22 protein-coding genes are annotated in these 19,453 nt (G+C 58.6%); all 22 read left to right on the top strand.

Annotated features, from left to right (window positions below; translation table 11 throughout):
* Positions 1–6: 6 nt before the first annotated feature.
* The 22 genes from HPY58_03825 to glpX all read left to right on the top strand — a co-directional run bounded on the left by HPY58_03825 (position 7) and on the right by glpX (position 19,438).
* Positions 7–234, top strand: a complete 228-nt coding sequence (locus tag HPY58_03825) for a hypothetical protein (protein NPV28781.1) — start codon at positions 7–9, stop codon at positions 232–234.
* Positions 235–288: 54 nt separating this feature from the next.
* Positions 289–1,539, top strand: a complete 1,251-nt coding sequence (gene murA / locus HPY58_03820; GenBank protein NPV28780.1) for a UDP-N-acetylglucosamine 1-carboxyvinyltransferase — start codon at positions 289–291, stop codon at positions 1,537–1,539.
* Positions 1,540–1,553: 14 nt separating this feature from the next.
* Entirely contained in the window at positions 1,554–2,270 is a 717-nt protein-coding gene (locus tag HPY58_03815) for a polysaccharide deacetylase family protein (GenBank protein ID NPV28779.1), read from the top strand.
* Positions 2,267–2,803 (top strand): divergent PAP2 family protein, encoded by a 537-nt coding sequence (locus HPY58_03810; protein ID NPV28778.1) that lies wholly within the window; start codon positions 2,267–2,269, stop codon positions 2,801–2,803. Before HPY58_03815 ends, HPY58_03810 begins: the two co-directional genes overlap by 4 nt.
* A gap of 20 nt (positions 2,804–2,823) precedes the next feature.
* Positions 2,824–3,468 (top strand): methyltransferase domain-containing protein, encoded by a 645-nt coding sequence (locus HPY58_03805; protein ID NPV28777.1) that lies wholly within the window; start codon positions 2,824–2,826, stop codon positions 3,466–3,468.
* Positions 3,469–3,476: 8 nt separating this feature from the next.
* Positions 3,477–3,950: a 23S rRNA (pseudouridine(1915)-N(3))-methyltransferase RlmH gene (locus HPY58_03800; protein NPV28776.1), complete on the top strand. Its 474-nt coding sequence runs from the start codon at positions 3,477–3,479 to the stop codon at positions 3,948–3,950.
* A 226-nt stretch (positions 3,951–4,176) separates the two neighbouring features.
* Positions 4,177–5,565, top strand: coding sequence for an AAA family ATPase (locus tag HPY58_03795; protein ID NPV28775.1), 1,389 nt, complete (start codon positions 4,177–4,179; stop codon positions 5,563–5,565).
* 2 nt (positions 5,566–5,567) lie between these two features.
* Entirely contained in the window at positions 5,568–6,284 is a 717-nt protein-coding gene (locus tag HPY58_03790; protein ID NPV28774.1) for an ATPase, read from the top strand.
* Positions 6,285–6,287: 3 nt separating this feature from the next.
* Positions 6,288–7,307, top strand: coding sequence for a 4-vinyl reductase (locus tag HPY58_03785; GenBank protein NPV28773.1), 1,020 nt, complete (start codon positions 6,288–6,290; stop codon positions 7,305–7,307).
* Positions 7,300–7,569, top strand: coding sequence for a hypothetical protein (locus HPY58_03780; protein NPV28772.1), 270 nt, complete (start codon positions 7,300–7,302; stop codon positions 7,567–7,569). Before HPY58_03785 ends, HPY58_03780 begins: the two co-directional genes overlap by 8 nt.
* Before the next feature lie 27 nt (positions 7,570–7,596).
* Positions 7,597–8,655: a PAS domain-containing protein gene (locus HPY58_03775; GenBank protein ID NPV28771.1), complete on the top strand. Its 1,059-nt coding sequence runs from the start codon at positions 7,597–7,599 to the stop codon at positions 8,653–8,655.
* Positions 8,656–8,744: 89 nt separating this feature from the next.
* Positions 8,745–10,421, top strand: a complete 1,677-nt coding sequence (locus tag HPY58_03770) for an arginine--tRNA ligase (protein ID NPV28770.1) — start codon at positions 8,745–8,747, stop codon at positions 10,419–10,421.
* A gap of 20 nt (positions 10,422–10,441) precedes the next feature.
* Complete coding sequence (rpoE, locus tag HPY58_03765) at positions 10,442–10,861, top strand: DNA-directed RNA polymerase subunit delta (protein NPV28769.1); 420 nt, start codon at positions 10,442–10,444, stop codon at positions 10,859–10,861.
* A 15-nt stretch (positions 10,862–10,876) separates the two neighbouring features.
* Complete coding sequence (locus HPY58_03760) at positions 10,877–11,512, top strand: MBL fold metallo-hydrolase (protein NPV28768.1); 636 nt, start codon at positions 10,877–10,879, stop codon at positions 11,510–11,512.
* Positions 11,513–11,639: 127 nt separating this feature from the next.
* Positions 11,640–13,244 (top strand): CTP synthase, encoded by a 1,605-nt coding sequence (locus tag HPY58_03755; GenBank protein NPV28767.1) that lies wholly within the window; start codon positions 11,640–11,642, stop codon positions 13,242–13,244.
* A 30-nt stretch (positions 13,245–13,274) separates the two neighbouring features.
* On the top strand, positions 13,275–14,366 hold the full coding sequence (locus tag HPY58_03750; protein NPV28766.1) for a peptidoglycan bridge formation glycyltransferase FemA/FemB family protein: 1,092 nt from the start codon (positions 13,275–13,277) through the stop codon (positions 14,364–14,366).
* A 6-nt stretch (positions 14,367–14,372) separates the two neighbouring features.
* On the top strand, positions 14,373–15,581 hold the full coding sequence (gene alr, locus HPY58_03745) for an alanine racemase (GenBank protein ID NPV28765.1): 1,209 nt from the start codon (positions 14,373–14,375) through the stop codon (positions 15,579–15,581).
* A gap of 91 nt (positions 15,582–15,672) precedes the next feature.
* The gene (locus tag HPY58_03740) at positions 15,673–16,089 is read left to right on the top strand and encodes a response regulator (protein NPV28764.1); all 417 of its coding nucleotides are present in this window, start codon (positions 15,673–15,675) and stop codon (positions 16,087–16,089) included.
* 96 nt (positions 16,090–16,185) lie between these two features.
* On the top strand, positions 16,186–16,854 hold the full coding sequence (locus HPY58_03735) for a hypothetical protein (protein NPV28763.1): 669 nt from the start codon (positions 16,186–16,188) through the stop codon (positions 16,852–16,854).
* Positions 16,855–16,871: 17 nt separating this feature from the next.
* Entirely contained in the window at positions 16,872–17,726 is an 855-nt protein-coding gene (locus HPY58_03730) for a class II fructose-1,6-bisphosphate aldolase (GenBank protein NPV28762.1), read from the top strand.
* 73 nt (positions 17,727–17,799) lie between these two features.
* Positions 17,800–18,447 carry a fructose-6-phosphate aldolase gene (fsa, locus tag HPY58_03725; protein ID NPV28761.1) on the top strand — a complete coding sequence of 216 codons (648 nt, stop codon included), beginning with the start codon at positions 17,800–17,802 and terminating at the stop codon, positions 18,445–18,447.
* 19 nt (positions 18,448–18,466) lie between these two features.
* A complete protein-coding gene (gene glpX, locus HPY58_03720; protein ID NPV28760.1) occupies positions 18,467–19,438 on the top strand; it encodes a class II fructose-bisphosphatase in 972 nt (323 codons plus the stop codon).
* Positions 19,439–19,453: the final 15 nt, after the last annotated feature.

Below are 19,453 nucleotides of genomic sequence, written 5' to 3'. Positions count from 1 at the left end.
GAGCCGGTGGCACCGCGCATCTTCGCGCTTATTCTGGGGATTCTCCTTTTTCTCGCTGCCGTTTTTGGAATAACCGGTTTGGCACGGCGCGCCGGGTGCTGCCTTCCGGTTTCTAGCCAGGCGGCTCCCCTTTCAGACCAGGTGTGCCGGCGGCAGGCAGAGGCCGGCATTTCGGCTGAAGGGGAAAAGAAGCCGCTGGAAGGGAAGGAATATCCAAGAGCGGGGAGAATATAAAAAGTTACGAAAGGGGCCATTTACTGGTACCGGCGACTGGAGGATTCAATCGAAATGAAGCTGCTGATTAAAGGGGGTTGCTCCCTCCGGGGGAGGGTTCGGATCAGTGGCGCAAAGAATGCCGCCCTTGTTCTGATCGCCGCAAGTGCCCTGGCGCGGGGCGAGGTCGTTTTGGATAATGTTCCGCACATTTCTGATGTAGATACCCAGCTGGAGATTGTCCGCGCCCTTGGGGGAAGGGTTGCCTGGACAGGTCAGAATACCGTTTCCCTGACCTGGCCCGACCGGATTGAGGGCGCACCCCCCTATGAACTTGCCAAAAAGCTCCGTGCCTCCAACCTTTTTTTGGGTGCGCTTGCTGCCAGGGAGGGGAGGACGGAAATTCCCCTGCCCGGCGGCTGCAACATCGGATCCCGCCCGATGGATCTCCACTTAAAGGGCCTCCACCTTTTAGGCTTTGAGGTTTCCCTGGAACACGGTATGATCAAGGCCCGGGCCCGGCAGCTGCAGGGAGCCCGGGTTTATTTGGATTTCCCCAGTGTGGGGGCGACGGAGAACCTGATCATGGCTGCCGTCGGAATTCCCGGAACCACGGTGATCGAAAATGCCGCCAAGGAGCCGGAGATTGTGGACCTTGCAAGCTTCCTGAACGCCCTGGGGGCTCGCATCCGGGGCGCAGGGACGGACCTCATCAGGATCGAGGGGGTCCGGGAACTGGGGGGCACCAGATTCACCGTGATCCCGGACCGCATCGAGGCTGGCACTTACATGATTGCGGCCGGGGTGGCGGGGGGAGAGGTTACCGTTGAAAACGTCATCGTTGCCCACCTCCAGTCTGTCGTCGCAAAGCTGGAGGATGTGGGCCTCGAGGTTGAGCCCGGGGAAGACTTTTTAACCGTAAGAAATAAAGGAGAACTCCGGGCGACCGACATTAAGACCCTCCCCTACCCGGGCTTCCCAACCGATCTGCAGTCACCGATGATGTCTCTCCTCTGCCTGGCCCGCGGCACCAGTCTGATTGTGGAGAACGTTTTTGAAAACCGCTTCCAGGTGGCTGACGAACTGAAGCGGATGGGAGCCCGGATCAGGGTCAAGGGGCACACTGCCGTGGTCGAGGGCGGGGTGAAGCTCTTCGGGGCCCAGGTGAAGGCATCTGACCTCCGGGCCGGGGCTGCCCTCCTTCTGGCAGGGCTTGCCGCCGAAGGAGAAACGGAGATCTGTCAGGCGGAACTTATCGCGCGGGGGTATGAGAGGGTGGTCGAAAAATTTAGGGGCCTGGGAGCCCGGGTGGAGAGCACTCTCTGAGGAGCTGAACCCGGGTGGAGGAGCTGGCAGGTGTCCTTCTGGCTTTATTCGGAACATGGGCCCTTCTTCCCGACATCTGGCTGCGCCGGAGGAGCTGCCGTGCTTTAGGCAGCGGGAGGAGGGCGGGAGGGAGGATCGCCCTTACCTTTGATGACGGGCCGGACCCCCGTGTCACGCCCCTGGTTCTGGATCTCCTGGCAAGGCAGGGCGTTTCCGCCACTTTTTTTCTTGTCGCAAGGAAGGCGCGGGAGCACCCGGATCTCGTCCGCGCCATTGTCAGGGAGGGGCACGAGGTGGGAAGCCACGGGATGAACCACCTTCCCTTCTGGCTTCTCCCTCCGGGGCGGACGCGATTTGAAATCAAAGAGGCAGCGGAATGTTTAAGAAAACTGACCGGTCAGCCTGTCCGCTGCTTCAGGCCGCCCTGGGGAAGCTTTAATCTGGCTGCTCCGTTTTATGCAGAGCAGGAGGCCCAGAAGATCGTTCTCTGGACGCTTGATTCCTGCGACTGGTTTTTCCTGACTCCGGGCCGGCTGATTCTCAACCGGGTCCTGCGGCAGGTGCGGGAGGGTTCGGTGATCCTGTTTCACGACGGCCGGGGGGCGGGACGCACGGGTACGGCCCTCCTGGAGGCGCTGCCCCTTTTGCTGGAAAAGCTGCTGGAAAGGGGCTTCCTGCCGGTTTCCGTTGGCGAGCTTCTGAACTTGAGAAAGGGTGAAGGAGAGGGATGACTGTAGGGAGCGTGATGGCGCGTCTTTGGAGTTTTACCCGGCACCGCCTCTTTTACATCCTGGCGGTGATGAGCATGGTTTTGTGGGGTGGGCCCCGCGTCCTCCCGATCCTTTTTCACGACCGTTACCTGCTGTCCGGCGTCCTGAGCGTTTTCTGCGCCCAGGGGATGAAGCCTTTTACGGCAGCAAGAAACGGAGGAGAGGGGTTTGCCTGGAGGCGGGTCTTCAAGTGCGGCGGGATGCCGAGTTCCCACGCCGCAGTGGCAGCCGCTCTCGCCACTTCTCTGGGGATCGACTACGGCTGGACTTCCCCCTTTTTTCAAATTGCAGCAGTGCTGGGAGGGATCGTGGTCTATGACGCGGTTACCCTGCGGCGGGTGGTGGGAGAGCACTCCCGCCTTTTGAAGGAGCTGCTCCGGGAAAAGACAAAAGCGTGCCCCTTTTTCGGTGAAATGATTGGGCACACACTGACCGAGGCCTCGGTGGGAATTTTAATCGGGGTGCTCTGTGCGGTTGCGGTGGTGTGGAGTTAAAGGAAAGCGGGAGGGGGAAGATGATCAGCAGGAGGGAGCTTGAATTCTGCCTCCCGGGTTTAACCCTTTCTCTGGAAGTTGTTGCCGAGATGGAGCAGTTGATTACGGACCCGGAGGATGATGATCAGATCCCGTACTGGGCCGAGCTCTGGCCGGCGGCGCGCGGCCTCGCCCAGTACATCTGGGAGAGCGTGGATTTTCAAGGGGCAACGGTTTTAGAGCTGGGGGCGGGCATGGGGTTGCCGGGTCTGGTGGCCGCCCTGAAGGGCGGCAGGGTCACCATGACCGACTACAAGCCCGAGGCCCTGGAATTTGCGGCCCGCAATGCGACAAAGAACGAGATTCAGGGCATCAACTTTGTTCTGGCAGACTGGCGAAATTTTTCGTTGACAACCCGTTTTGACTGGATCATCGGTTCCGATGTTCTTTACAACCCCAAGCTTAATCCCTATGTGGCGAAAATTATCGACCGCAACCTTATTCCCGGCGGCCAGCTTCTTTTTGCCCACCCGGGGCGGAAGGTGACGCACGATTTTTTGCGGGAACTCGTCCGGCAAAAGGGGATGAAGGAAAAGCAGAGCCACATTCCGGTCCTCGTCGATCACCCCTATTTCCCTTTTTATGAAATCGACATTCACCACCTGATCAGCGAAAAACAGGAGTGAGACACTTAATGCACCTCTGGATCGGAGCGGTGGGCAGGCTTAAAGAGCCCTTTTACCGGATGGCCCAGGCAGAGTACGGCAGGCGCTTGAAAAGGTACACCTCCCTGACCCTGGTTGAGGTTCCTGACGAGCCTGTTCCTCCCGGCCAAAAGGAGCGGGAGCAGGTGAAAATCAAAGAGGGTGAACGCCTTCAGAAAAGAATCCCTCCCCATTCTTTTAAGGTCGCCCTTGCTCCGCAGGGAAGGCTGTTCAGTTCTGAAGAATTCGCCGCCTGGCTCGGTTCCCTGCTTGATGCCGGAAAGGCAGAGCCTGCCTTTTTGCTTGGGGGAACTCTGGGTTTGCCCTCGTTTCTTTTAGAAGGAGCAGATCTTGTCCTTTCTTTGTCCCCCCTTACTTTTCCCCATCAGCTCGCCCGCGTGATTTTGCTGGAACAGTTGTACCGCGCCTTCCGCATCCTGCGGGGGGAACCCTACCATTACTAGCACCGGTACGTTTGTTGTCAGGCAAAAAGCGCCGAAACAGGCAAAACAAAGGCTGAAAATCTCTCAAATGCGCGGGTGCCTGGCGGGATCCTGTTTTAATCGGGTTTCTCGGGGGAAAGGCGCGGAAAAGGTTGTCAAAGATAAAGGAAAAACACCTTTTGCGTCGAACAACTTTATGGCTGCGTGATTTCGGGATTTTGCAGGATCGGATAAGGGGGGGAGCATGATGACGAAGATTCGCACCGGGATTGCCGGTTTTGATGAACTTTTTTACGGTGGAATCCTGGCCGGGAGCATCATCCTTGTGGAGGGAATTCCCGGAGCAGGGAAAACCACCTTTGGAGTAGAGTTCATCTACCGGGGCGCCCTCAAGTTCGAGGAGCCGGGTGTTGTTCTGACCTTCGAGCAGTTTCCGGCCTCCCTTTACAGAGATGCTTTGAATTTCGGCTGGGATCTTCAGGCCCTGGAGAGACAGAATAAACTCCGGGTGATCTGTACTTCTCCGGAGGTTGTGCTGCGGCCGGAATCGAGTCTGCTGGAGGAGGCCGTGAAGGAGATCGGGGCGCGCCGGGTGCTGGTTGACAGCGTCTCGCATTTCCGCCAGGTTGTGGACAATCCGCTGGCGCTGCGCCAGGCGGTGTATGCCTTTTGCAACGGACTGCGCCGGCTCGAACTGATCTCGATGCTTGTGAAGGAGCAGGAGCAGGAAGAGGGGGATTTTTACAGTTTCGAGGAGTTTCTGGTGGATGTTGTCGTGCGGCTCCAGTACGGGGCAGACGGGGGGCTCCAGCGCCAGCGCACCGTGGAAATCATCAAGAGCCGGGGGCAGCCCCATCTTTCCGGGCGGCACAGCTTTAAGATAAGTGAAGAAGGAATTCAGGTTTTTTCCCTGCGTCCCCTGCTCCTGGAACCCGGGGAAGATTATGCTGCAGTGCCCCTGTTAAAGACGGGGGTCCGGGGCCTGGACGAACTCCTGGAGGGCGGGCTCCCGCGGGGTGTAAGCATTCTCGTTGCAGGAGAGGCCGGGACCGGAAAAACCGTTCTGGGCCTGGAATTCCTGGTCCGGGGGGCGCTGGCCCAGCAGGAAAAAGGGCTCTTTGTTTCGCTGGAGGAAACCCCCCAGAAAGTCCGGGCCCATGCCGCGGCCTTTGATTGGGACCTGGCAGATCTCGCCCAGAAGGGAATGGTTCACCTGCTCTTCGCACCCCTGGTGGATGTGGATTTCGACGAACTGCTCGTGCGGCTGGGAAGCATCATCCGGGAGCACCGGATCGTACGGGTCGTGGTCGACACCTTGCCCGCCTTAATCACCCGCCTGCGGGATCCCTTCGTGCTCCGGGAAAAACTCTTCTATCTGGTGACCTATCTCAATAATCTGGGGTGCACAAGCCTGTTTCTCTATCCGACTGGAACCGGGATTCCCGGTGAGCAGCTGGATATTGTCCAGTCCCTGGTTCAGGGGAGCATTTTCCTCAAATCCAGCCTGTTCCACAACAGGCGCCTGCGCTATCTTGAGCTTTACAAGTTGCGGGGAGTCAGTCATGCCACCGGCAATCATCTCATGGAGATCACGAAAAACGGAGTCCAAGTCTTTCCCCGGGTAGGAGGTTGGTAGGAGTGAAGTCGAGGGCGTATTTTGGCGTCGAAGGTTTGGACCGGCTTATTTCTAAAGGCATGAATTACGGGTCGCAGATCATGGTGCACGGCGACACCGGTGTGGGAAAGACGGTGCTGGCAGGAGAATTCATCAAAGAGGGGCTCCGGTGCGGCGATGTCTGCATTTATGTCGCCTGCGACGAGCCTCCGGCCGTGATGCGCCAGCACCTGGGGACCTTCAGGGTGGGGACCCGGGCCTACGAAGAGGTCGAACGCTTGATCTTTGTGGATGCCTACGAAGAGGAGGCCAGTTCCGAAAAATTTCACATCGCCGATCAGCGGAGCCTTGATAAATATTTCGCCCTGGAAAGAGAGCTTATCAGGCGCTATGCCGGCCGGCGCATCCGGCTTGTTGTGGACAGCCTGAGCACCATCTTCACTCCCTTTGACCCTCCAGAGATTCTGGAATTTCACCGGAGCCGTTTGAAATACCTCCGGAAAAACGAAATCCTCACCCTCGACATCTTTGTGGACGGGGTGCTTGAGGACAGGGTGATGACCATCGCCAGCCACCTTTACAACGTAATCCTGAAAATGAAGTTCGGCGGTACGGAAACGCGGCCGGTTCGGATTTTGCAGGTGGGGAAGGTCCGGAGCGGGAAATTCAGTTCCACCCCCTATATGTTCGGGATCAGCCCCGTTTTCGGAATCCTCGTTGCAACAGAACTGGAGGTGTAGGCAGTGGACGAAAGCGTGGAAATTTACCGGAAGGTCTTGAATTACCTTTATTTGACGCTGAGCAAAACGGTTGCTGCGATTCCTTTCAGCGGGAAGTACTGGCTGGAGGAGGTGACCCGCGGCGTCGGGGAGCGGGTCCTGGCCGAGTACGGGAAAAAGCTGGAGCTGTCCAGCCGGCGCCCTGTAGATATCTGCAAAGCCTATTTGAACGTCCTCGACCGCGAGGGTTTCTTGCGGGCGAGCGCCTACCATCTGGAGGAAGAGGGGGACAGCGTTCTGGTGCACTTGAGCCGGAGCCGCTGCGTTTACCAGGATTTCTGCCGGGGGGCAGAAAAAGAGGAGCTTTTCTTTTACTGCCCCCGCCTGGGTGCGCTCCAGGCCGCCCTCCAGCAGGTGCTGGGAGTCGAGTATTCTACGGCGGTGGAAATCGATGTGGAGGCAGATTCTTGCCGCGGCCGGATTTTCCCCGCCAGGCGCCTGAAGACGGAAATCGTCACCCGCGAAGGGGATCTTTTAAAGATTGCGGGAGAAAGGGCGATCCTTTTGCCCAAGGAGACCTACAACTCGATCCTTGTTGCGATAAAAGAGTACGCCCCCCATATCCTCAAGACCGTGCTTTACGATGCAGGCTACCAGTCCGCCTTCACGGTTGCCCGGCAGGCGAAAAGCTATTACAGCACTCCCCTCGAAGCCCTCGAAGCCCTCTTCGAAGAGGTTAAAAACTGCGGCCTGGCCCGGGTGGAGCTAATCTTCCTGGAACCCGAGGCCGGGAGGGCTGTGATCAGGTGCTACAATTCCTTCGAAGTGGCGACAATCAGAAAGTACGGCGAGCTTTACCGGTCGCCGCGGGTTGTCTGCGACCTGCTCCGGGGGATGTTCTCCGCCTATTTAACCGTTATTCTTGGGCGTCCCATCCTGTGCGAAGAAATGAGGTGCGAGTCGCTGGAGGGGGACTACTGCGAATTCCACGCTTTGCCTGATGAAAGTGAAGCGCAGGCGGTAGGGAGTGAGCCCCTTGTCTGACCAGCACTATTCTCTCCCGGAAAAAGGGGGGGTCAGGGGGAGCATTATTCGCATCGAACTCCTGACCTTTTTTCAGGCGAATCCTCATACCAGAGATACCGCTGCAGGTCTGGCGCGGCGCCTCCACCGTCCGCTTGAGGATGTTGCTGCTGCCGCCGCGATGCTGGCGAAGATCGGGATTCTGGAGAAGAACGGGAGCGGCCCGTATACTGTTTACCGTTTGCGACACGGGGAGCTGATCAGGGCTTATTTTGAGGGTTAGCGGGGAAAAATGAGGGAGGAACCGTTCTTGGGATACCATCAGTTGCTGCGACCCACGCTTCACGAGGTTTTAAACGGTTTTCCGGCAGGGGTGCTCATCATCGACCGGTGGGAGAAGATTGTCGGGTTGAACCGTTTTCTTGGAGAACTGGCGGGGATTGCCGGGCAAGAGGTCCTGGGGCGCGATCTTCGGGAGCTTTTTGGGGAGAAGGAGTTCCCGGGGGAGCACCCGTTGCTGGTTACTCTGGCCACCGGAAAGGAATTCGGCCGGGTTCCTCCGGAGGCATTGTTCCCCTTTATCTGCCCTTTTCCCGCCTATGTGAGCACCCATACCCTGGTTGCCGAAGACGGGGAGAGGGTAGGGGCAATGGCCGTTCTCTGGGACGCCAGGCACCAGAATGAGCTGGAACAGGCGGTGATCCGGGCCGAGCGCCTTGCGATCATGGGCCAGCTGGCGGCAGGGGCGGTTCATGAAATCAGGAACCACCTGACTGCGGTGGGAGGGTTCCTGCAGCTGCTCAAGAAAGAGCTGGAGGGGACGCCCCGCGTCGAGTATGTGGATATTATGCTGGATGCTTTGAGGCGCGTAAACTCCATTATCGGGGACTTTCTCCGTCTGGCGAAACCCGGCCTCCCCCAGCGCAAGCCCTGCCGTTTGGAAAGCCTGATCGAAAGCGTCGTCAAGCTGCTGGGAAGCGAGTGGGGACGCCGGAGGATTGCTGTCAAAACATGCTTTGCGCCGGACCTGCCGCCGGTTTCCCTGGATGAAGAGCAGTTCAAACAGGTGCTTTTAAATGTTTTTACCAACGCTTTTGAGGTGATGCCGGAGGGAGGGGAAATCGGGGTTGCGGTAGAGCTGGACCGGGAGGAGGATGGGGTTCAGATTGCGGTCCGGGATACGGGGCCGGGGGTTCCAGAGGCGATTCAGGCCCAGGTCTTTGAGCCCTTCTTTACCACGAAAGAGACGGGGACCGGCCTGGGGCTTTACATTTCCCGGGCAATTGTTCAAAACCATGGTGGAACGATTAAAATTGAAAATAACCCGGATCGAGGCTGCAGGGTTGTCATCCATCTCCCGTTGAGATAGTTTTGGGGTTGAAACGGGGCCTTGCATAAAAGGTTTTTCATGCCAGATAATAGAAAAGCGAAAAAAATTTCAGGCTGAAGGAGTTGGCGATGGGGGTTTTAGAGCGGATCAGAAGTGAGATCTATCAGGGATTGGTCAGGGCGGCACGGGGGGCGCGGGAACAAGGGGAAATTGCCTGGGAGTCCCTGCCCTCTTTTGCCCTTGAGGTGCCCCGCGAAAGGGCGCACGGGGATTTTGCCACAAACCTGGCTTTGCTTCTTGCCAGGGAGCTGGGGCGGCCCCCGCGCGCCGTTGCGCAGGCACTCCTGCAGTTTTTTCCTGCCGGTGAGGTGGCTTACCTTTCCCGAACGGAGGTGGCGGGGCCGGGGTTTATCAACTTTTTTCTGGATCCCTCCTGGCTTTATGAGGTTTTGGTTGAGGTGGAGGCCCAGGATGAACGCTACGGCTGCTCCGACCTGGGGCAGGGGGAGAAGGTCCAGGTGGAATTTGTCAGCGCGAACCCTACCGGCCTCCTGCACATGGGGAACGCCCGGGGCGCCGCCCTGGGAGATACTCTTGCCAACATCCTCACCGCAGCAGGCTACGACGTGACGCGGGAGTTTTACATCAATGATGCTGGAAATCAAATTGAAACCTTCGGGCTGTCCCTTGAGGCCAGGTATCTCCAGTTGCTGGGCTATGATGTGCCCTTTCCGGAAGACGGCTACCCCGGTGAAGATCTGATTGAAAGCATGAAGGGCTTGATTGCGCAGGTTGGCGACAGGTATGTGGGGATTGACCCGGATCTCAGGCGGGAGAGGCTGATTAAATACGCCCTCAAGGAAAAACTGGCGCAAATGGAACGGGATCTTGCCGACTTCGGGGTTGTTTATGATGTCTGGTTTTCCGAGCAGTCCCTTCACGACTCCGGGGCCGTAGAAGAGGTCTTGAGGGAGCTGCAGGCGAAGGGGTATCTTTACGAAGAAGAGGGCGCGCTCTGGTTTCGTTCCACCCTTTTCGGGGAAGAAAAGGACGAGGTCCTGGTGCGGAGCAACGGGACCCCCACATACTTTGCAGCCGACATCGCCTACCACCAGAATAAGTTCCGGCGGGGCTTCAGCCGGGTTATCAACATCTGGGGAGCAGACCACCACGGCCACGTCTCCCGCTTGAAGGGGGCGCTGCGCGCCCTGGGGTTAGACCCGGACCGGCTCGAAGTAATTATCATGCAGCTCGTCAGGCTTTTTAGAGGCGGCGAGCTGGTCCGGATGTCGAAGCGGACCGGGGAGTACATAACTTTAAGGGAACTTATGGAGGAGGTTGGGCGGGATGCCGCGCGCTACTTTTTTGTGATGCGGAGCGCGGACAGCCACCTTGATTTCGATCTTGACCTGGCCCGGGAGCAGTCCAGTGAAAACCCGGTTTACTACATCCAGTACGCCCATGCCCGGATCTGCAGCATCCTGCGCCAGAGTGACGCCCCTCCGCCCCGGGCGGAGGAGGCGGTTCTGGAGGTTCTTCGGGACCCCGCGGAGCTTGCCCTGATCCGGAAGATCGCTGAACTGCCGGGGGAGATCCTTTTTGCGGCAACCCACCTCGAACCTCACCGTCTTGCCCATTACGCGTACGAACTGGCCACCCTTTTTCACGGTTTTTATACAACCTGCCGCGTCCTCACGGAGGACCCTGTTTTGCGCGCGGCACGTCTTGTGCTCGTAAACGCATCCCGCATTGCTTTGCGGAACACCCTGAAGCTTTTAGGAGTTTCAGCACCGGAGAGGATGTAACAGCAAAGGGGGTCGGGGAGATGTACGGAGAAGGATGGGAAGAAAAAACCGAAATCCTCAATTTCGTTTACGAACTGATCAAGACCAGCGGCCACCCTCTTCACTATTCGATCTTGATGGAAGAAGTGGCAAAAAGGTTCTTCGGTGAGGAAGAGGATCTGGTGCGGGCAAAAGCCAGGTTTTATACCTGGCTCAATCTTGATCCCCGCTTTACCTGTTTGGGCCAGGGGCGGTGGGGGCTGCGGAGCTGGTCGCCTGAAAAGGGGGGGCGGCGTGTTCCCCTCCTTTCACTGATGCACAAGACGGTGGAATACGATGACGGGGCGCCCCGGCTTTCAGGTCGGGAGCAGCTGGAGGAGGACTATTTTCCTGCCCATGAAGTGCTCCGGGATAAAGGAGGGCATCTAGAGCAGGGGGAACTGGAAGGAGAAGATTACTAAACTCAGGGAGGTGGCGTGATGCGGATTCGCTGGTTTGGACATGCCTGTTTTGTTTGTGAAGGGAGCGGGGTTCGCCTCCTGACGGATCCTTTCAGCAAAGAGGTGGGTTACGCTCCGCCCCGGGAGAAAGTGGATCTGGTGACTGTGAGCCACGACCACTACGACCACAACGCGGTTGAGGGGCTGCCGGGGCGTCCGGCTGTGATCAGGGAGCCGGGTCGCCACCGCGTGCGGGGGCTCCAGGTGGAGGGTTTTTCCGTTTTCCACGATGAGGTGAAGGGTGCGAAGCGGGGCAGGAATCTCATCTTTGTTTGGGAGATGGACGGGATCAGGCTCTGTCACCTGGGGGACCTGGGGCACGTCCTCGAGCCTGCCACCGTCCGGGAGCTGGGGAAAATCGACCTCTTGATGGTTCCGGTGGGCGGGGTTTATACGATCGATGCCGCCGGGGCGCGCAAGGTAGTGGAGCAGCTGGCACCCCGGGTCGTGATCCCGATGCACTACCGGACCCCGGCCCTGACCTTCGAACTTGGCCCGGTGGAGGATTTTACCCGCTTTTTTGACCGGGTGCGGCGGGAAAAAGAATTTGCAGGAGATGGTGGAAGTCTGCCCGGGGAGCAGGAAGTTGTGGTCCTCGACTACATCCACTAGCCGGCTGCCGTACTCAGAGAAACCCCCGCCCTCAGCTTCCCCTTGACAACCCTGAGAGATTATGTTTAGAATGGGCGTTGTATAAAAAGGGAATCGAGGAATTAACGAGGAAAAGAGGGGAGAGGATTTGACGAAATACATCTTTATTACAGGTGGGGTTGTATCTTCCCTGGGGAAGGGGATCACCGCCGCATCCCTGGGATGCCTGCTGAAGAGCCGGGGCCTAAAGGTTTCCATCCAGAAATTTGATCCCTACATCAACATCGACCCGGGGACGATGAGCCCTTACCAGCACGGAGAGGTTTTTGTTACAGATGACGGCGCGGAAACCGACCTCGACCTGGGCCACTACGAGCGCTTTATCGACCGGAACCTGACCCGGCACAGCAACGTAACTGCCGGTCTCGTCTACTGGTCGGTGATCCGGAAGGAGCGCCGGGGGGATTTTTTAGGGGGTACGGTGCAGGTCATCCCTCACATTACCAATGAGATCAAGGAGTTTATCCAGCGCATTGCCGTTGAGGAAAAACCTGATGTGGTGATCACCGAAATCGGAGGAACGGTGGGGGACATCGAATCCCTTCCCTTCCTGGAGGCAATCCGCCAGTTCAAGGGAGATGTCGGCCGGGAGCGGGTGCTGTATGTCCACGTCACCCTCGTCCCGTATTTAAAGGCCGCAGGTGAGTTGAAAACGAAGCCCACCCAGCACAGCGTGAAGGAGCTGCGCAGCATCGGCATCCAGCCGGATATCATCGTCTGCCGCTGCGAGCGCCCCCTCACCAAAGACCTGAAGGATAAGATTGCCCTTTTCTGCGATATCGATGTGAATGCCGTGATCGAGGCCGTGGATGCGGCCTCGATTTATGAGGTTCCCCTCCGTCTGGAAAAGGAGGGGCTGGCCGAGATTGTGGTGGAGCGCCTGGGGCTGCCGCGCCGGAAGCCGGACCTGCGGGAGTGGGAGGAGCTTGTTTCCATCTGCCGCAATCCGAAATATCGCGTCAGGGTTGCGGTTGTGGGGAAGTACACGGATCTCAAAGATGCCTACCTGAGCATTGGGGAAGCCCTCTGCCATGGGGGAATTGCCCATCAGGCTGCAGTGGAGATCGTCTGGGTGGATGCTGAGGATCTGGAAAGGGAAAATCCGGAGAAGATGCTTGGCGGGGCGAACGGGATCCTTGTTCCCGGCGGCTTCGGCAGCCGGGGAATTGCCGGCAAGATCAAGGCGATCAATTACGCCCGGACAAAGCGGGTGCCTTTTTTTGGAATTTGCCTGGGGATGCAGTGCGCGGTTATCGAATTTGCCCGGAACGCCTGCGGCTTGACGGATGCCAACAGCACCGAATTCGAGCCCGCCACTCCCTATCCTGTGATCGACCTTCTCCCCGAGCAGCGGGAGGTCAGGGATCTGGGAGGAACGATGCGCCTCGGGATTTACCCCTGCAGGCTCCTCCCTGACAGCCGCGCCGCGCGGGCTTATGGTGCCGAGGTTGTAGAGGAGCGCCACCGCCACCGCTATGAATTCAACAATGAATTCCGGGAGCTTCTCACGGAGAAAGGGCTGCGGATCACTGGCACCTCTCCCGATGGGAGGCTGGTGGAAATCATCGAGATTCCGGACCACCCCTGGTTCGTGGCCTGCCAGTTTCATCCTGAATTCAAGTCTCGCCCCAACAGGCCCCATCCCCTTTTCCGGGATTTCATCGGGGCTGCTTTAAATTTTCCAGGAGTCTGACCTGGGCGGAGGTTGGCTTTTGTGTACCGGATGCGTCTGATTGGGGATGCAGAACGAGATTTTTTTAATGATTTCATCCGTTCTTCTCCGAAGCCCCATTTTCTTCAGACTTACGAGTGGGGTGAATTGAAAAAGGCAACGGGCTGGGAACCCCTGCGCCTTATGGTCTTCAAGGGAGAGCTTCCGGTTGCTGCAGTTTCCCTCTTGAAGCGCCGCCTCCCCTTTTTCAACCGCACGATTCTCTACGCACCCCGTGGTCCCGTGCTGGGAGAAGGATGCGATCCAGAAGCCGAGGACTTTTTCTGGGGTGAGGTTAAGAAAATAGCACGCCTCAACCGGGCGATTTTTCTAAAGGTGGATCCGGACATCCCCAAAGAGGACGAGGGCTACCGCACCCGGCTTGAAAAGCGGGGGTTCCGCCCTGCCGGAAATCGCGTAGGGTTCGGGGGAATCCAGCCCCGCTTCGTTTTTCGCCTCGACCTCACTCCCCCTGAAGAGAAAATCCTTGCGGCAATGGAAGGCAAGACCAGGTACAATATTCGCCTCGCAGCGCGCAAGGGGGTCCAGGTCCGGGTCGCCCGCGACCGCTCCGATCTCGAAATCTTTTACAGGCTTCTTTTGGAAACAGCAGCCCGCGACAGGTTTCTCATCCGGGCCTGCTCCTATTTCGAGAGAATCTGGGATCTTTTCGTGAGCCGCGGGACGGCCCAGATCTTTCTTGCCGAGTACCAGGGCGAGGTGATTGCCGGCGCCCTGGCCTTTCACTGCGGGGAACGGGTCTGGTACCTGTACGGCGCTTCAGGCAACCGCTTCCGGAACGTGATGCCGAACCACCTCCTCCAGTGGACGATGATCCGTTGGGCCAAGGAGCTGGGCTGCAGGATCTACGATTTCCGGGGTGTACCCGGTGATGCCGATCCTGAAAACCCCCTGCACGGGTTGTACCGCTTTAAAAAGGGGTTTGGGGCGCGGTTTACCGAGTTTATCGGGGAGTACGACCTGGTCCTTTCTCCTTTCTGGTACTTCCTCTGGACGCGGGTTCTTCCTCTTTACCGGCGGCTCGCGCGCTTTTTGCGCCAGGGCGGGAAAAAGGATGAAGCGCTTCTTGCCGGGGAGGAGTGAGATCAGGTGATGAAAGAAGAGATCAACCCGGCGCGCTGGATCGAGGTTGACCTGGAGGCGATCGCCCACAATACGGCCCAGGTCAAGGGGCTGCTTTCCCCCGGTGTGCGGTTGATGGCTGTTGTCAAGGGGGACGGGTACGGGCACGGCCTGGTTCCCGCGGCGCGTGCTGCCCTCGCCCGGGGCGCCGATATGCTGGGGGTTACCCACCCCGAGGAGGGGGTCGTTTTAAGAGAGGCGGGGATTGCCGCTCCCGTTTTGATTTTTCGCCCCCTTCTGCCCGGAGAGGAGGAAATTGCTGCGGCCTACCGTCTGACCGTTACCTTAAGCGATCTCCAGCAGGCAAAACGCCTCGCTGCTGCAGCCCGTAAGATAGGGGAAAGAATCCCCATGCACGTGAAAATCGAAACCGGAATGGGGCGCACAGGCTTTACCCCTGCCTCCTTCTGGAGTGAGGTGGATGAACTTTTGAGCCTTCCGGAATTGAAGTGGGAGGGAATTTACACACACTTCTCCGCTGCTGCCGGCGATCCCTCCTTTACCCGCCGCCAGTTCCGGGTTTTCCGCGAGGTGGTCAACACCCTCGCGGGCCGGGGAATCCGCATCCCCCTCCGGCACGTTTGCAACAGCGCCGCCCTTCTCCTCTACCCCGAGATGCACCTCGACCTGGTCCGGGCCGGCACGCTCCTCTACGGCCAGCTTCCTGCCGGGATCAGGTCGGCCCCCCTGAGCCTCCGGGGCACCTGGTCCTTCTGGGCCAGGGTTGTCCATCTCCAGCGCCTTCCCCGGGGGGCGACGGTGGGCTACGGGCGGACCTACAGGGTGCGCAGGGATACCGTGCTTGCGGTCTTGCCCGTTGGTTACAGCGACGGATTTGGCCTCGACGTGGCTCCACGCCCCGCAGGCTGGTGGGATCTCGTGAAGGTACTGGGCAAGACGGCAGGGGCCTTTTTGGGATTCCCCTGGGGTGCTTACTACGTAAAGGTGAACGGGAAATCTGCACCTGTTGTGGGCCGCCTCGGCATGGGATTGTGCTGCGTTGATGTGGGTAAAATACCGGAGGTGTGCATTGGAACCCCGGTTTTGCTGCCCGCCCGGCGCACCGTGATCAGCTCTGCAGTTCCCCGCCTTTACGTTAAGGGTGGGGAAGCAGCGCTGCGGGAGCCAGAAGGAGAATCACCCTTTAACCGGCATGATTCGAGCGGAAATGACTGAAAACCCGGTAGTTTCGGAGCAGGGGGTGAGAGGCCAGAGAAAACATTAAACTGGACAGGGATTTGGTCGCGATTTTGGAGGGGATTAGAAATTGAGTTTTTCAGGAGCATTTTTGCTGGTTGTAGACAACCACCCGGGGGTGCGCTTCCTCTTGAAAGAGGTGCTTGAGCAGGATGGTTATCAGGTTCGGGTGCTGGCGCATGGCAAGGATGTCCTCCCTGAAATTAAACGGAAACCTCCTGCCGCGCTCCTGCTTGACTGGAACCTGCCGGGCTGGCAGGGGTGGGAGGTGCTCGTTGAGCTGGAGAAGCAGCGGCTCGGGGTTCCGGTGATCCTGATGACGGGTTGGGGCGATGGGCTGCTGTTCCGGCGCGCCCTGGAAAAAGGGGTGATCGGTTACCTGGTGAAGCCCTTTGCTCTTGCCGATCTGAGGAAGATGATCCGGCAGGCCCTCGCGGTCTCCCCTTATTTCCGGCCGGTAGAGGCAGGACAGCCTGCTTCGACATAAAATGACAGAGCGGCCAAAATGTTTTATGGCAAAAAGGAATTTTCCCGAAAATGAAGAATACCAAGAGCAGAACGCGCGGCAGAGGAGGTAGGCGAAATGCTCGTTGCGACAACAACTGCACTCGCACTTCGTTGCCCGAGCTGCGGAAAAATCCAGTACCATACCCTGTCCCTTTTTTCTTTTTCTGCTCAGAAAACGATCCGTTTCACCTGCACCTGCGGGGCCTCCCTTCTCCTGATCAGCACCAGGGACCGCAAGGTATTTTACTTTCAACTGGAGTGCTTGATGTGCGAAGGGAAGCACCTTTTCCAGTATTCCTTGAGGGAAATCTGGACCTCCCAGGTGCGCGGCCTGACCTGCGAGGAGACCGGTCTCGAGGTTGGGTTTCTGGGCCCCCGGGAACAGGTGAAAAAATGTATTGCCAACCAGGAGCGGTCCTTGCGGGAAATGGCGGAGGACCTGGGTTTTACGGATTATTTTGCCAATCCAGAAATCATGTATGAAATCCTGGACTCTCTGCATAAAATTGCGGAAGAAGGGAATCTTTCCTGCCAGTGCGGCAACCTTCAGCTTGAGGTGGAAATCTTTGCGGAACGGGTCGAGCTCAGGTGCTCAAGCTGCGGTGCTCTCGGTGTAATTGATGCCGAATCCCGGGAGGATCTGGAAGCGCTGAAGAATATCTGGGAAATCAGGCTCAGGCCGGGGGGCCTCCAGCTGCTTGGATTCAGGAAGGTGGGGCGAAACCGGAGGGGTTCCAAGAAGTAGAAGGGAGGATCATTCCGGTGGGACTTGTCAGCATTTCCGAACTCCTGACCCGGGCCGAGGCGGGCGGGTACGCGGTTGGCGCCTTTAACTGCAACAACATGGAAATAGTCCAGGCCATTATGGAAGCAGCCGAGGCAGAGAGATCCCCGGTGATCTTGCAGGCAAGCCAGGGGGCGATTAAATACGCGGGGATCAATTACATTGTGGCCCTGGCGCGGGAGGCCGCGGCCGGGACGCGCGTTCCCGTTGCCCTCCACCTCGACCACGGGACCGATTTTGCCCAGGTGATGCTCTGTATCAGGCACGGGTTTACTTCTGTGATGATCGATGGGTCGCGCTATCCCTTGCTGGAGAACATCGCCCTGACCCGGAGGGTGGTTGAGGTTGCCCAGGCGGTAGGGGTTTCTGTTGAAGGGGAGCTTGGTCGGATTACCGGAACCGAAGACGAGATCAGCGTCGCGGAAAGGGAAGCCTTTTTTACCGATCCGGAGGAAGCCCGGATTTTTGTCAGAGAAACCGGGGTGAATGCCCTTGCGGTTGCCATCGGCACTGCGCACGGGCGCTATAAGGGGAAGCCAGAGCTTGATTTTCCGCGCCTTGCGAAAATTCGCGAGCTTACCGGCGTTCCCCTTGTGCTTCACGGTTCTTCAGGTGTCCCCGACGAGGACATTAAACGGGCGATTGCGCTGGGAGTCCGCAAGATCAACATTGACACCAACATCCGGGAGGCTTTCGTGGCGGGGATGCGCCAGGTGCTCGAGGAAAACCCGGGCGAAATTGATCCCAGGAAGATCCTGGGGCCTGCCCGCGCCGCGGCACGGGAAGTAATCAGGGAGAAGATCCGCCTTTTCGGCTGCGCCGGCAAGGCCTGAATAAGGAGACTGCCTTTTACCCTCTGCAACCGGGCCAAAATCCTCGAAGTGGCAAGGGAAGGAGAGAGCAGATTTGGAAATCTACCTTGATACCGCAAATGTGGAGGAAATCCGGGAGGCTGTGAAGTGGGGTGTGGTTTCAGGTGTGACCACGAACCCCACCCTTGTGGCAAAAGAAGGGCGTAATTTTCGCCAGGTTTTGAAGGAAATCTGCGAACTTGTCCAGGGCCCCGTCAGCGCCGAGGCGATGAGCTTAGACGCCGAAGGAATTCTCCGGGAAGCAAGGGAGCTCGCCCGGCTTGCCCCCAACATTGTCGTCAAAATCCCTGTTGTACCGGCCGGCCTGCAGGCGGCGCGCGTTCTGGCGCAGGAGGGGATCCGGGTAAATATTACCCTTGTTTTTTCCGCCCCGCAGGCCCTGCTGGCGGCGCGTGCCGGCGCCGCCTTTGTGAGCCCTTTCATCGGAAGAATGGACGACATCGGACAGGAAGGGACCGCCGTCCTGGGTGATATTATCAAAATTTTCCGCAACTACCAGTTTCCTACCAGGATCATTGCCGCCAGCATCCGCCACCCCTGGCATGTTCTGGAGGCAGCGCGGCTGGGCGCGGATATTGCCACCGTTCCTTTCAACGTGCTTGTGCAGATGTTCAGGCACCCCCTCACCGACCTGGGAATCGCCCGTTTTCAGGCAGACTGGGAGAAGGTGAAGGGAGTTTAGGGAGGCAGGAGGAGCCGGAATGGAGCGCGAACTCACCTTAGAGTTCGTCCGGGTTACGGAGGCCGCGGCCCTGGCGGCAGGCCGCTGGCTGGGCCGGGGGAACAAGGAAAAGGCAGACGAGGCTGCTGTTACCGCGATGCGCCGGATGTTCGACACCGTTCAGATCGACGGAACCGTTGTAATCGGGGAAGGGGAGATGGATGAGGCTCCGATGCTCTACATCGGAGAGAAGGTGGGAGCCGGAGTCCCGCCGGAAGTGGATGTGGCCGTCGATCCCCTCGAAGGGACGAACATCGTTGCGAAGGGCCTGACCGGAGCGATTTCCGTGCTGGCGGTGGCACCCCGGGGGTGCCTGCTGCGTGCCCCGGATATGTACATGGAAAAAATCGCCGTGGGCCCGAAGGCTGCGGGAAGGATTGATCTGGATGCTCCGGTTGAGGAAAACATTAAGGCTGTTGCGGATGCTTTGAATAAAGGGGTGGAGGATCTGACCGTGGTCATTCTCGACCGCCCCCGGCACGAAGACCTGATCCGGCGGGTGAGAAGGGCAGGCTCCCGCATCCAGCTGATTACCGACGGAGATGTGGCCCCTGCCGTAGCCGCTGCTTTTGAAGGCACCGGTGTTGATATGCTGCTCGGGATCGGCGGGGCGCCCGAAGGCGTTCTTGCTGCCGCCGCCCTCCGCTGCCTGGGGGGTGAAATGCAGGCCCGGCTCTGGCCGATGGATGATGATGAGGTGGCGCGCGCCAGAAAAATGGGAATTACAGATTTCCGGCGCATCCTCACGATGGATGACCTGGTCAAGGGCGAAGATGTCATGTTCGCCGCCACCGGCATCACGGACAGCACCTTGCTGCGGGGGGTGCACTACACGTCCTGGGGGGCGCGGACTCATTCCGTTGTGATGCGGGGGCGCACCGGGACAATCCGCTTCATTGATGCCCGGCACCACTTCTCCCGCAAGCCCGATTACGCGCGGCCCTGTTCTTGACTTCTCAGGTGTGCT

The organism is Bacillota bacterium, from assembly GCA_013177945.1.
Lineage (GTDB): Bacteria > Bacillota > DSM-12270 > Thermacetogeniales > Thermacetogeniaceae > Ch130.
Note: the sequence above shows the minus strand (reverse complement) of the source record. Positions and strands in the feature narration are given on the sequence as shown.